Origin of the sequence: Pseudomonas sp. p50(2008) (genome assembly GCF_015351605.1) — a bacterium.
Classification (GTDB): Bacteria; Pseudomonadota; Gammaproteobacteria; order Pseudomonadales; family Pseudomonadaceae; genus Aquipseudomonas.
In genome coordinates this window covers 180,563-193,240 of the sequence record NZ_JACMYF010000002.1, presented here as the reverse complement: position 1 = coordinate 193,240, position 12,678 = coordinate 180,563, and the positions used below count along the sequence as shown (strand labels likewise).

Annotated in this window: 16 protein-coding genes; 8 read left to right on the top strand and 8 right to left on the bottom strand. The window is 53.5% G+C overall.

Annotated elements, in window-relative coordinates:
• Window positions 1-4 precede the first annotated feature (4 nt).
• Window positions 5-205, top strand: coding sequence for a heavy-metal-associated domain-containing protein (locus H7698_RS05970; protein ID WP_017341643.1), 201 nt, complete (start codon window positions 5-7; stop codon window positions 203-205).
• A 30-nt stretch (window positions 206-235) separates the two neighbouring features.
• Here H7698_RS05970 and flgB read toward each other — a convergent pair whose 3' ends face one another.
• A complete protein-coding gene (gene flgB / locus H7698_RS05965) occupies window positions 236-649 on the bottom strand; it encodes a flagellar basal body rod protein FlgB (RefSeq protein WP_017341644.1) in 414 nt (137 codons plus the stop codon).
• A gap of 385 nt (window positions 650-1,034) precedes the next feature.
• Here flgB and H7698_RS05960 point away from each other — a divergent pair, with 385 nt between their 5' ends.
• The 5 genes from H7698_RS05960 (at window position 1,035) to H7698_RS05940 (ending at window position 5,272) form a co-directional block, all read left to right on the top strand.
• Window positions 1,035-1,241, top strand: coding sequence for a co-regulatory protein PtrA N-terminal domain-containing protein (locus H7698_RS05960; RefSeq protein ID WP_017341645.1), 207 nt, complete (start codon window positions 1,035-1,037; stop codon window positions 1,239-1,241).
• Between the two features lie 178 nt (window positions 1,242-1,419).
• Window positions 1,420-3,348 (top strand): copper resistance system multicopper oxidase, encoded by a 1,929-nt coding sequence (locus tag H7698_RS05955; protein WP_017341646.1) that lies wholly within the window; start codon window positions 1,420-1,422, stop codon window positions 3,346-3,348.
• Window positions 3,349-3,360: 12 nt separating this feature from the next.
• The gene (locus H7698_RS05950) at window positions 3,361-3,606 is read left to right on the top strand and encodes a hypothetical protein (RefSeq protein ID WP_130205476.1); all 246 of its coding nucleotides are present in this window, start codon (window positions 3,361-3,363) and stop codon (window positions 3,604-3,606) included.
• Window positions 3,578-4,642, top strand: coding sequence for a copper resistance protein B (locus H7698_RS05945; RefSeq protein WP_017341648.1), 1,065 nt, complete (start codon window positions 3,578-3,580; stop codon window positions 4,640-4,642). The genes H7698_RS05950 and H7698_RS05945 overlap by 29 nt, the downstream gene beginning before the upstream one ends.
• 162 nt (window positions 4,643-4,804) lie before the next feature.
• Complete coding sequence (locus tag H7698_RS05940; protein ID WP_017341649.1) at window positions 4,805-5,272, top strand: DUF411 domain-containing protein; 468 nt, start codon at window positions 4,805-4,807, stop codon at window positions 5,270-5,272.
• Between the two features lie 320 nt (window positions 5,273-5,592).
• Here H7698_RS05940 and H7698_RS05935 read toward each other — a convergent pair whose 3' ends face one another.
• From H7698_RS05935 to H7698_RS05925, 3 genes are read right to left on the bottom strand one after another with little or no spacing between them, the layout of a single operon-like run.
• The gene (locus H7698_RS05935; protein ID WP_017341650.1) at window positions 5,593-5,775 is read right to left on the bottom strand and encodes a DUF1289 domain-containing protein; all 183 of its coding nucleotides are present in this window, start codon (window positions 5,773-5,775) and stop codon (window positions 5,593-5,595) included.
• Between the two features lie 43 nt (window positions 5,776-5,818).
• Complete coding sequence (dmeF, locus tag H7698_RS05930; protein ID WP_017341651.1) at window positions 5,819-6,784, bottom strand: CDF family Co(II)/Ni(II) efflux transporter DmeF; 966 nt, start codon at window positions 6,782-6,784, stop codon at window positions 5,819-5,821.
• Window positions 6,785-6,795: 11 nt separating this feature from the next.
• Window positions 6,796-7,071: a metal/formaldehyde-sensitive transcriptional repressor gene (locus tag H7698_RS05925; protein ID WP_017341652.1), complete on the bottom strand. Its 276-nt coding sequence runs from the start codon at window positions 7,069-7,071 to the stop codon at window positions 6,796-6,798.
• A 359-nt stretch (window positions 7,072-7,430) separates the two neighbouring features.
• Between H7698_RS05925 and H7698_RS05920 the strand changes: the two genes are divergently transcribed.
• Window positions 7,431-8,741 carry an MFS transporter gene (locus tag H7698_RS05920; protein ID WP_017341653.1) on the top strand — a complete coding sequence of 437 codons (1,311 nt, stop codon included), beginning with the start codon at window positions 7,431-7,433 and terminating at the stop codon, window positions 8,739-8,741.
• A gap of 41 nt (window positions 8,742-8,782) precedes the next feature.
• Here the strand turns inward: H7698_RS05920 and H7698_RS05915 are convergent, their stop codons facing one another.
• The 4 genes from H7698_RS05915 to H7698_RS05900 are packed head-to-tail and all read right to left on the bottom strand — an operon-like array spanning window position 8,783 to window position 11,416.
• Complete coding sequence (locus tag H7698_RS05915; RefSeq protein ID WP_017341654.1) at window positions 8,783-9,526, bottom strand: TraX family protein; 744 nt, start codon at window positions 9,524-9,526, stop codon at window positions 8,783-8,785.
• Window positions 9,523-9,960 carry a YqaA family protein gene (locus tag H7698_RS05910; RefSeq protein ID WP_017341655.1) on the bottom strand — a complete coding sequence of 146 codons (438 nt, stop codon included), beginning with the start codon at window positions 9,958-9,960 and terminating at the stop codon, window positions 9,523-9,525. The genes H7698_RS05915 and H7698_RS05910 overlap by 4 nt, the downstream gene beginning before the upstream one ends.
• A 12-nt stretch (window positions 9,961-9,972) precedes the next feature.
• Window positions 9,973-11,109 (bottom strand): nickel/cobalt efflux protein RcnA, encoded by a 1,137-nt coding sequence (locus tag H7698_RS05905; RefSeq protein ID WP_052909678.1) that lies wholly within the window; start codon window positions 11,107-11,109, stop codon window positions 9,973-9,975.
• A 7-nt stretch (window positions 11,110-11,116) separates the two neighbouring features.
• Window positions 11,117-11,416, bottom strand: coding sequence for a metal-sensing transcriptional repressor (locus tag H7698_RS05900; protein WP_017341657.1), 300 nt, complete (start codon window positions 11,414-11,416; stop codon window positions 11,117-11,119).
• Window positions 11,417-11,929: 513 nt separating this feature from the next.
• On the opposite strand from H7698_RS05900, the gene H7698_RS05895 reads away from it, so the two are divergent.
• Entirely contained in the window at window positions 11,930-12,667 is a 738-nt protein-coding gene (locus H7698_RS05895) for a HupE/UreJ family protein (RefSeq protein ID WP_052909679.1), read from the top strand.
• The last annotated feature ends 11 nt before the right edge of the window (window positions 12,668-12,678 follow it).

The following is a 12,678-nucleotide window of genomic DNA, read 5'->3' as shown; positions in this document are numbered from 1 at the left end:
AACCATGTTCGTCTTAAACGTATCAGGCATTGGTTGCGGTAGCTGCGTCAGCAAAATCACTAAAGCGATTCAGTCGTTGGACAGCGAGGCTAAAGTTTCCGTGGATCGCGCGGCAGGTAAGGTAAAAGTTGAAAGTAGCGAAAACCCAGAGCAAGTTCGTAAAGCTGTCGAATCACTCGGTTTCCCATCGCAAATCAGCGCTTAAGGCGCTGATTTCATTGTTGGGTAAATTTTACTAATCACCTCGCAGAGCTTTAAGCAGCCCCTTAAATGCTCCGTTTAATCTATTAAAAGCGCTTTCAAAATGAATTTCGTTATCAGTAAACTTTGCCACTTCAAGCTGTGCATCCACAGTATTTTGATCAAGTGACGGTTGGTAAGGCGTGCTGTAAAGCAAACCATCACCTTGACCATCACTTGCTAATTCGTTTGCGGCAATATGTTTTAGGTTTGTTGTTTTCAAAGAGAACGGAGAATCCAAGCCTCGTTTTGTCTGGCTGGCGAGCACAGCAGAAAACTCCAAATCTCTAGCCTTAAAGTTAGGAGTATCAGCGTTAGCGATATTATTGCTAAGTACCTCAGCTCTTTGGCTGCGATAAACTAACGCTCTTTCTGCGGAGCCAAGCGCTTTTTCAAAATTAATGCTCACAAGCGGCCACCTTCCGTCACGCTACTATTTCCCATTTTCACCTATATCAAACACTTATGTGTTGAATGTGGCGCGTCTGAGTCGGCTTATAACTCCGGTGCAAATTCAAAAAACGTCAAGCCCTGTGAAAGTGACCGAAAGCACAGAACACCGAACGGCTAAATTTTAGGAGCTTGATTTCAGCGAATTCCGACAATGGATAGACCATACGGATTAAGTACATCGCAGCTCAAGAGAAATATCGGAACCTGACACAACTGTAATATTGGCCTAAGCTGCCTGACAGGGAATCAGTCTTATAGTCCTATTGAGCCTTAAGCTCTTCCCTGAGCATCAACAACTTTGTTGTGGATTCAGGGGCTACCATCTATCAGAGGAAACCCAAATGAACCCTATCAAAACCTTGTTCGTCATCGCTGCTCTGACCGTATCTTCTTTTGCTATGGCTGAAGGCGGAGGTGACCGCACTTTCGAACGTATGGAAGCGGCCAGGAGTAACTCGATGGAATCGTACCAAGTAGCCCAAACGAAAAATTCCCAGCCTCCTGTCGCGGAAAGCAAAGCCAGGGCGATGGACCACAAAAATTGCTAAATATTTGAGCTACGCTCACAAGCTGACAGAAATGTAATCACTGTGGTGGTTTAAATGTGGCAATTTCTGAGCTCGCTTACCGTTTGAGTTCGTCTTTTGTAACGGTGAGTGAGTCTCATCCAGACAATTCATTTGTTGTTTCGCGCGGCTTCCCTTTTGACTGATTGGACATAACGGCATGCACTCCAAAACCTCTAGGCGGACATTCGTGAAAGGCTTGGCCGCTGGTGGCATTCTCGGCGGCCTTGGCCTTTGGCGCACTCCTGTATGGGCGGTGACAAGTCCTGGTATGCCGAGCGTACTCTCCGGTAACGAATTTGATCTGTTTATTGGTGAAAGCCCTGTAAACATCACAGGCTCGCCTCGCACAGCTATGACCATCAACGGATCATTGCCCGGACCGTTGCTGCGTTGGCGTGAGGGTGAGACCGTCACTCTGCGTGTAAAAAACCGTCTAGACCAAGACACATCAATCCATTGGCACGGGATCATCTTACCCGCCAACATGGACGGTGTGCCTGGCTTGAGCTTCCATGGCATCGCACCCGATGGCATGTACGAATACAAATTCAAGCTTCATCAGAACGGAACCTACTGGTATCACAGCCACTCGGGTTTGCAGGAGCAGGCAGGCGTTTACGGTCCAATCGTCATCGATTCGAAAGAACCTGAACCGTTTCAATACGATCGCGACTACGTGGTGATGTTGACTGACTGGACCGACGAAGATCCCAGCCACGTTATGGCGAAACTCAAGAAACAATCGGGCTATTACAACCATCACAAGCGCACCGTCGGAGACTTCATAGACGATGTCAGCAGCAAAGGTTGGTCTTCGACGGTAGCAGATCGAAAGATGTGGGCTGAGATGAACATGAGTCCTACTGACCTCGGCGATGTCAGCGCGGATACCTATACCTATCTCATGAATGGCCAGGCACCCAACGGTAACTGGACTGGTATTTTCAAACCGGGCGAGAAACTCCGTCTGCGCTTTATCAACGGCTCGGCCATGAGCTATTTCGACGTCCGCATTCCTGGGTTGAAGATGACCGTGGTTGCCGCAGACGGTCAACATGTCAAGCCGGTGAGCGTCGACGAGTTTCGTATTGCGGTAGCTGAAACATATGACGTTATTGTGGAGACTGCTACTGATGAGGCGTACACCATCTTCGCTCAGTCTATGGATCGCACAGGTTACGCTAGCGGAACACTTGCAGTGCGTGACGGCCTAAAGGCACCGATACCTGCAATTGACCCACGTCCTATAGTAACTATGGATGACATGGGGATGGGCGGTATGGCTGGTATGGACCATGGCAGCTCGGGTGGAATGGGCGGCGGCGACATGGCCGGCATGGACCACAGCAAGATGGCAGGGATGAACCAAGGTGACATGACCGGGATGACCGGCATGGACAGCGGTGACATGACTAACATGGCTGGTATGGATCACAGCAAGATGGCTGGCATGGACAAAGGCGACATGTCCAACATGGCTGGCATGGACCACAGCAAGATGGCAGGAATGGGCAGTGGTGATATGTCAGGGATGGCTGGCATGGGAGGTATGGGTGGAGGAATGCAGACTCACCCAGCCTCTGAAACCAACAATCCCTTGGTTGACATGCAAGCCATGAGTCCAACGCCAAAGCTGAACGATCCTGGCATAGGCTTGCGGAACAATGGTCGTCGAGTGCTCACTTACTCCGACTTGAAAAGCACTTTCCAAGATCCTGACGGCCGCGAGCCAAATCGCACCATCGAGCTTCACCTGACCGGTCACATGGAGAAGTTTTCGTGGTCGTTCAACGGCATCAAATTCTCTGACGCCGAACCACTGCGCCTGAAGTATGGCGAGCGTCTGCGCATCACCTTGGTGAACGACACCATGATGACCCACCCCATCCACCTTCACGGCATGTGGAGTGACCTCGAGGATGAGAACGGCAAGTTCATGGTGCGCAAGCACACGATTGATATGCCACCAGGTACCAAACGCAGCTATCGAGTCACCGCTGATGCCTTAGGCCGCTGGGCATATCACTGCCACCTGCTTTTCCATATGGAAATGGGCATGTTCCGTGAAGTACGGGTTGATGAGTAAAGGAGACGATCTGTGAGCACATACCTAAATCGTAATTCCCTCGTGGATTGCCTCTTTGCCGCTGTCCTGCTGAGTGGACTCTCGTCCACGGTGCTGGCAGAGGAAAATGGCAGCGATCATTCAACCACTGTTCCTGCTACAGCAACGGACAAGCCAGCAGCGGCAAACGATTCGAAGCTAGATCACGGGTCAATGGACCATAGCAAGATGAGCCATGAGTCGATGGATCATGACCAAAAAACCAAAAAGGCAGATTGAGATCATGACCAGTAAGTTTTTACGCCCAACGCTGATGGCACTTGCAGTCTCCACCGGTCCAGCATTCTTTTTTATGGCTCAAGCCGCTGAAGAGATGGATCCGTCGATGGCGATGCCATCAAGTGCGGACGCAAAGCCATCAATTGCACAAAAATCCAAACCAGCCAAAGCGAAAGATGCCGCGATGGATCACTCCAAGATGGACCACGGCTCAATGGGAGCCATGGACCATAGCAAGATGGGGGCGATGGATCACAGCAAGATGAGCATGGATAACGGGCAAATGGACGGTATGGAAAGCATGGATGGAGGGGCGACTACCACAAGCCGAACCCCGATCCCCGTACTTACCGACGCTGACCGGGCCGCCGCTTTTCCAGACGTACCAGGCCATGGTGTGCACGATAAAAAAATTAACTCGTTCATCCTCCTGGATAAATTTGAGTACCAAGACGCTGACAACGGCAGTGCGCTGGCTTGGGATGCAAAAGGGTGGATCGGCGGTGACGTCGACCGCCTCTGGTTGCGTTCGGAAGGCGAACGTACAAATGGCGTAACCGAAAACGCTGAACTTCAGGCTCTGTGGGGACACGCCATCGGTCCATGGTGGGATGTCGTCACCGGTATTCGACAAGATTTCAAACCCGGGTCACCTCAAACCTGGGGAGCGCTCGGTATTCAGGGCATGGCCCTCTATAACTTTGAAGCTGAAGCGACTGCTTATATTGGTGAGAACGGTCAAACCGCTGCTCGATTTGAAGGCGATTACGACATCCTGTTGACCAATCGCCTGATCTTGCAGCCGACCGCCGAAGTAAACTTGTACGGAAAAAATGATCCTCAGCGCGGCATAGGATCTGGATTGGCCAACACCGAACTAGGCCTGCGGTTGCGCTACGAAATTACTCGTCAATTCGCCCCCTACATTGGTGTTAGCTGGAATCGCTCATACGGTAAGACGGCTGACCTGGCCAGCGATGATGGGGAAAAAACAAACGAGGCCCGATTTGTAGCTGGTATTCGGATGTGGTTCTAAGCGATTTGATCACTAGCCCTACGAATTCTAATGATCGGGGAGTTAGCTCCCCGACTCTAGAGTAGATCCTTCAATGTAACCTTTGCAGCGGCATGAACGCTTGAGTGGGGTTCTATTGCTTCGTAGAACATCTCGCCGTCTCCAAGGGAAAAGGAAATATTCATGACAGGTAGCTTCCGACTTTCAAGTCGATCTCTGCGTATCGCAACATTCGCCGCGCTGTTCATTGGCTCAACGGCTCAAGCGGCGCAGGCCCTCACCATCGATGTGCATCGTGATGCAAACTGCGGATGTTGCAAAAAATGGATTCAGCATCTTGAGGCCAATGGCTTCACCGTCATCGATCATGAAGAAACCAACATGAGTGCTCTCAAACAAGATCTGGGTGTCGCTCCACGACTCTCGTCTTGTCACACCGCGATGATCAACGGGAAGTTTGTTGAAGGCCACGTGCCAGCTGAGCAAATAATTGCGATGAGTAAACGCGACGACCTTCTCGGGATCGCTGCTCCCGGCATGCCACCTGGTTCTCCAGGAATGGAAGTCGACGGAGTGCATGAGGCCTACCAGATAATCGGCCTGACCAAAGCTGGCACAGATCAGGTCATTGCTGAGTACCCTCAAAACTAATCCCACCCCATCCCTCCCGTCACAGCATGGTCAGCGTTCATGACCATGCAGCGGGACATGCTCCTTCGATTTCATTCTCAAGCCATGGCTAAAGACGATCAACAGCCGTCGTAAAGGCATGCTTGTGCCTAATCAGACAACCCCGAACCGCAGTCCTCAATAACAATTTGAGATGACCCTATCCTCAGCATGCTGACAAGCACTGCGCAGCTGATCGCGATAGTGTTAAGTTCGGAGATGGCGTTGCCCCCCTCAGCTTGCCTTCCTGAATCAGGACATCTGTCTCGGCTGAAACAGTAGAAAACGTAAATGACGGTGGCTTAAGAGTTCTTTTTTTGAAGGCTCTTCAGACGCAGGGTCGCGCGTTGTACAGCGGCCATTTTTTCTGGACGCTTCATTCGTTTCCATTTTCTGATGTCTTCCTTGGTGCGACCGCAGCTAACGCACAGTTCGCTGTTCAGCTGGCAAACAGAAATACAGGGATTTTCGATGTCCTTGGCCATTGTTCAATTCCTCGTCGAACTTATGCGTGCTGCGGGTTCATTGCTAAGCCAGAACAGCGATCTGATCAGGTGAGTCAGCACCCAACTTCGTGCGGAACTCAACTGTCAGATGAGTGATCTCATGAACCGTCGCAAGCCGCTCTCGTATGTTTTCTGCATTGACTGCTGGGCTGCCCAGAACACTCACAATCGCGGCGCGGGCTTGCGGCCCCACCTGCCAGACATGAAGATCAATGATCGAAGCATCTCCCGGTCGCTCAACCAGTTCACGAATCTCTTCAGCGACATGATCATCTGTCTGGTCGAGCAATACACCCGAAGTCACCCTCATCAACGACCAAGCCCAGCGTGCAATCACAACGGCACCCACAATCCCCATTGCAGGGTCGAGCCATACCCAACCAAGGTATCGACCAGCAAGAAGGGCTGCGATGGCCAGAACCGAAGTCAGTGCATCTGCAATGACGTGAACGTATGCAGAGCGCAAATTATTGTCGTGACCATGCGCATGGTGAGACTCATCGTGGCCGTGGTCATGCCCATGGTGATGATCATGACCGCCAGACAGCAAAAGCGCGCTCACCACATTCACTGCTAGTCCGACAATTGCGATTAGAGTCGCTGTCCCGAATTGCACTTGAGTCGGTTGAAAGAGACGAAACAGCGACTCTCCAGCAATTCCCAAGGAAACCAGTCCCAAAATCAGAGCAGAAGCGAAGCCACCCAAGTCTCCCACCTTGCCAGTTCCAAAACTGTAGCGAGCACTTGAGGCATGTCTTTTCGCGTAAGCGTAAGCAGCTGCGGCTATGCCCAGTGCTCCTGCATGCGTTGCCATGTGAAAACCATCAGCAAGCAACGCCATTGAGCCAGTGAGATAACCTGCGGTGATTTCAGCAACCATCATTACGACGGTCAGGGCCACCACCCACAAGGTTCGCTTGGCGTTTTCTTCATGTGATTTCCCAAGGAACATATGGTCGTGGGAATACTCGGCGTACGAATTACTCATCTGGGCAAATCCTATTTGGAATAGCGGCGAATGGCTTCGAGCAGCTCGTCGACACCTTTCGCTCTTTCGTCGTTGCTGAGTGTCGGATTCGCGACGTGTTCACGAGCGTGGTCTTCGATAATTTCATCCATCAGCCCATTGATAGCGCCACGGGTAGAAGCGACCAAAAGCAGAGTTTTCGAGCAGTCATCATCAGAGTCGAGTGCTCGCTCAATCGCCTGGACTTGCCCAGCGATTCGCTTTACGCGCTTAAGAAGATTGTCTTTGCTTGATCTCATGTGACTCATACCATACCCCCCCTACCTATTAGAACAATATAATCACACGTTCCAATTGGCCATACAACCCAGGGAGGGAATCCATCCGACCAGCAGCGTTGCAGCATTTGAATGCTGCATTCGAAACATTCAGCACGTCGCCTCGCCGCGCAGTACCAATACAAGCCGTATGGGCGGCCCGGCACTTCAATAATTCGATAGATGGCGTAGCGCCTATCTCTTGAGCTGCCTAGGTCAATGGTTTAGGATCGAACCACATCCCCCCTGGGGGGATGCAGCAATCAACAGAGACGAAACCAGCTGATTGCGTCTCTTCGTGGAAAGTTCGGTAACCACATGGTTACGCACTTCGCTATTTGAGATATTTCATGCTGAAAATCCTAGCCAACCGTACCTACCGTCACCTCTTCTTGGCTCAAGTGATTGCGCTCATTGGGACGGGTCTTGCCACTGTTGCATTAGGCCTATTAGCGTTCGACCTTGCAGGTGCCAATGCGGGCGCTGTGCTCGGTACGGCGTTGGCGATCAAAATGACGGCCTACATTGGCGTTGCGCCAATCGCAGCCGCTTTTGCAGAGCGTTTACCCCGTCGGGCAATGCTGGTCTCTCTGGATCTGGTGCGAGCACTGGTCGCACTGGCTCTTCCGTTTGTGACGGAAGTCTGGCAAATCTACGTGCTGATTTTCGTCCTTCAGTCCGCTTCGGCAGCGTTCACTCCGACGTTCCAGGCGACCATTCCAGACATACTGGTGGATGAAGACGACTACACCCGTGCCTTGTCGCTATCACGTCTGGCCTATGATCTTGAAAGTGTCGCGAGCCCGATGCTTGCCGCTGCACTGTTGACGGTGATCAGCTTCCATAGCCTGTTCGCCGGCACGGTCATTGGGTTCCTTGCCTCAGCGGCCCTAGTCGCCACAGTGCTGCTGCCTAAGGCGAAGCAGATACCACGACGCAGCATCTACGAACGAACCACCCGTGGCATGCGCATATTTCTGGCCACACCTCGCTTGCGAGGGCTGTTGGCTCTCAATCTTACGGTTGCGGCCGCCAGTGCTATGGTCATCGTCAATACGGTGGTGCTGGTGCAGTCGCGCTTCGCTCTGCCGCAGAGTTCTACGGCATTGGCGCTGGCCGCGTTTGGTGGCGGTTCCATGGTGGCGGCCCTGGTCTTGCCTCGACTGTTGAAAAATATCAAAGACCGAACGGCCATGTTGTTTGGTGGAGGAGTATTGCTCGCAGGCTTAGCAGTTGGCATCAACCTAACCACCTATAACTTCCTGCTACCGCTGTGGGTGGTGCTTGGGGTGGGCTACTCCTTGGCTCAAACCCCGAGCGGTCGACTGTTGCGTCGCTCGGCACATGCCGAAGATCGCCCAGCGTTGTTTGCCGCCCAATTTGCGCTATCCCATGCTTGCTGGTTGATTACCTACCCATTGGCGGGATGGTTGGGTGCGAACATCAGCCTCACTGCGTCGTTTGTTGGGCTCGCTGTCGTGGCAGGTAGTGCGCTGGTGGTCAGCATCGTGATCTGGCGTCCAGCTCATGACCAAGACTCTATCAAGCACACCCATGAGAATCTGCCGGGCGATCACACGCACGTCGACGGCCAGGAAGGTGCGGATCACGAACATCCATACGTGATCGATGATCAACATCGCCGATGGCCCAACAAATGATTGTAAGTTCCTAAGATTTGCTAAGGCTAGTTGTCGGACATTCAGACTAGGAGCCGTAGGGCTTGCAGAGCGGCAAGGTGCCCCGGATAGAACCAGTAGCCCCATTGCCCAACCGGCCAGATCTTGAAGGAGAAGGTCTGACGCAGAAGCCAAAGTCCGATCAACGGGGCCGCGAATGCGGTGCTCAAAGCCAGCATTGAATAGATTTCCAAGTCCAACGCCCTGGTTACGATGCTACTGCGGGTATTGCTCAACAGGCATAGAGCCGCTGGCAGCAACCAAAGAACGCCGGGGTTCTTTATTGCTACTAAGCCAGCCGCTGGAACAAGTGCACCGTAGAAGCCGTACATCAGAGGATCATCCAGCCCGTAGGCAACTGCGGCGGCCATCAACGCCATAGCGCTGCTTAACAGAGTGCGATGTTGCCACCCCCAGGCAATCACCAGCCCCAATGCCAGGGTAACCAACACATTGAATGATCCCGAGGTGCTGATGTAGCGATAAGGCACTTCTGAAATGGCGGCAAACAACAGCATCAGCGCAAGGTATCGACCATTCGCCACCGTCAGCAATTCGCCCGGTTTGGAGCGCGCTACGTTGGCCGCAATGGCGACACAGAACAGCGGAAAGGAAAGTCTCCCCGGAATGAACAGGTTGCTCATTTCCGGCCACACCAATCGTAAGTGGTCGATGACCATTGTGAGCATCGCCAGCCACTTGATCAGATCCAGGCTACTGCTTCGGCTCTTGAGTGGGGGGAGCGGGGTAGTATGAGCCGTCGTCATGCCCACCCCAGTGTGACGGCGGTCAGCACGAGATAACGCACGCCCTTGGCCAGGGTGACGATCAGAAGGAAACTCCAGAGTGGTTCGCGCAGGACTCCGGCGACTACCGTCAGCGGATCGCCAATGATGGGCACCCAGCTCAGCAACAGTGAACAGCGCCCGTAGCGCAGATAGGACTGCTGGGCTTTTTCTAACTTGCTCTCGCTCACTGGGAACCAGCCCTTATGACGGAATCGTTCAACAGAACGGCCCAGTACCCAGTTAAGTACAGAGCCAAGAACGTTGCCGAAAGTTGCGACCGCCAAAAGCGTTGAAGCAACGTATTGGTCGGAAAGCAACATCCCGACCAACACGGCTTCAGACTGCATGGGCAGTAACGTTGCGGCACCGAATGCCGCCAGGAACAGACCAACGTAGCTGGTGAGTTCAAACACTCGGACATCGCCTCATGCGTTCAGGCCGATCCAGCCATGAAAGCCGACGTACAGACCAACACCGATGATCAACACGCTGGACAGGTACGGTGCACGACGCGCAACGGTGCCCATCCAAGGCCAGCGATTGGAGGCCTGCTTGGCGCCAATAGCGGCGGCTGCACCGACGGTTACCAATGTGAGCGCCAGACCAATGCTGAAGCACAGGACGAGCACGCCACCCAAGGCGACTTCTTTGACCTGAAGGCAGAGCAGCAAAACGGTGATGGCCGCAGGGCAAGGAATGAGCCCCCCCGTCAACCCGAACATGATGATCTGTCCCGTGGTGACCTCACGGTTGGTAAAGCGCTTGCGGATATCGTTGGCATGGGCGCGCTCATGCGCATCCTGATAGCCATCAATCGACAACTCCAGGCCTTCCAGTTCGGAATGCGCGTGCCCGTGATCATGCTCTAGGTATTCCAGGTCATAATCATGGGAATGACCGGCATGGCCCAAGCTCAAGCGGGCACTGAATTCATGCGGTTCAGGGATATCGAGTGCCGACTCCAGGAAGTCTTCGCGCTCGACGAAAGAGAACGATTGAGTGCTGCCGTCCAGACGAGTAGTCATCAGGCGAACATCTGAGGCTGCCCAGGCGTGTCCGGTCAATGTCTTCAGGCGCCAGTGCGGTGGCACGCCTTCTTCGAAGATCGACAGCTCAACACGGCCATGGCCAGTATCAATTCGGTGGGTCTCATCATGATGACCATGGTCATGCTCGTCGTGGTGGTGATCATCACCTTGCTCGAACTTGAACATCTGCTCGCCACGCCAGGTACGCCACAGCATCCACAGCGCAATCACAATGATCAGGGCAGCAGACGCGAGTTGGAAATACGGCTCCGTGGTTTGAGCGTCCAAGCCTTTGCCCAGATACATGCCGCCAATGGCGACCAACCACACTACAGCGGTATGCGACAGCGTCGCGGCCAGGCCCAACAATACAGCCTGTTTTACCGAGCCACGAATGGCCACGATAAAGGCCGCCATCATGGTTTTTGAGTGGCCAGGTTCCAGGCCGTGCAAGGCTCCGAGCAGAATGGCACTCGGAAAGTATAGCCAGGCGTGAGAGCCACCCTGTTGCAAGAGTTCAGCGAAGTTGGGCATGTCAGACCTAGAGGTACTTGGTGATTTGTTTGAAAGCTTCTAGCGGTGCACGCTCGCCATTGCCCAACGCCGAAACAGTGTCTTCCAGGCAGTGATCGATGTGATCCTGAATGAGCGTGCGCTTGGCTTGGCACACCGCTTTTTCAACAGCATGTAACTGCTGAGCAATGTCCACGCACTCACGACCCTCTTCGATCATCGTGATGATGCCGCGTAAATGGCCGTCCGCCCGCTTGAGCCGCTTGATGATTGCTTCATGACTTTGGTGGGTATGCGCATGGCTGTGTTCGTGTTCTTGCTCACTCATGACTTGAGCCTCAGGCCTCAATGAATTACGCTGGCATCCTATCCCCCCTAGGGGGATGCGGTCAAACGCATCAAAGCCCCACAAAACGAGTTGAAACCCGAACACTATGTTCAGCAGAACACTGACAATGACGGTGGTAATCGCACTTGCTCTCGCCATGTTTGTGGCTTGGGCAGGGCATACCTATACGTTGTCGGTGACATCGAAACAGCCAGCCTGGGAGATTGCACAAGACGCCCATCACTCCCATGAGCAGCAGGCAGAGATGTCGCGTGCGAGCTACTCGGATCACTACCACTCACCGTTGACCCCTGACCATCAGCACGAAACACCTCAGCTCACGTCCGCGTTAAGTTTGGCTGCACAGCCGAAGCTGTCTATACGAGTTGATGCGCGCCGATATTCCGTTCCTCGTCCGCCGATTTTCTTGATCGAGCGTCCACCCCGTCCCCCGTTCGCATCCTGACCATGGCCGCTCTGCGGCCTTTGATCCCTGCAACGTAGGATTGATCTATGCATTCGCACTCGATGAGCGGCGTTGTCGCATTCACTGCGCCATCGCACCGCCCGCTACTGCTGTTGTTTTTACTTGTCGCTACACTTTTCGTCGGGATGCCCGAGGCGATGGCTCACGCCGTCGCGGAAGGTGACAAGGGCTTCATCCAAGAAAGTTCCGGCGTCATGTTGCTGCCCTTCATCTACATGGGCGCCAAGCACATGATGACGGGCTACGACCACCTGCTGTTTCTGTTCGGGGTGATCTTCTTCCTCTATCGCCTGAAAGACGTGGGGCTCTACGTCACGCTGTTCGCTGTAGGGCACTCGGTCACGCTGCTGCTTGGCGTACTTACAGAGGTCAGCATCAGCTCGTACATCATCGACGCCATCATCGGCTTCTCGGTGGTGTACAAGGCGCTTGATAACCTGGATGCATTCCAGCGCTGGTTCGGTTTCCAACCCAACACCAAGGTGGCCACGCTGATCTTCGGCCTGCTCCATGGATTCGGGCTGGCCACTAAGATCCAGGAGTACGAAATCTCGCCTGATGGCCTGATTCCGAACTTGATCGCCTTCAACGTCGGCGTCGAGATCGGCCAATTGCTGGCCCTTAGCGCGATTCTCATTTTGATGGGGTATTGGCGGCGCACCGGCAGTTTCTGGCGTCACGCCTATACCGCCAACGTTGCCATGATGAGTGCCGGTTTCCTGCTGATGGGTTACCAGATCACCGGCCTGTTTGTCTCCGCGTAAGGAATTCTGAC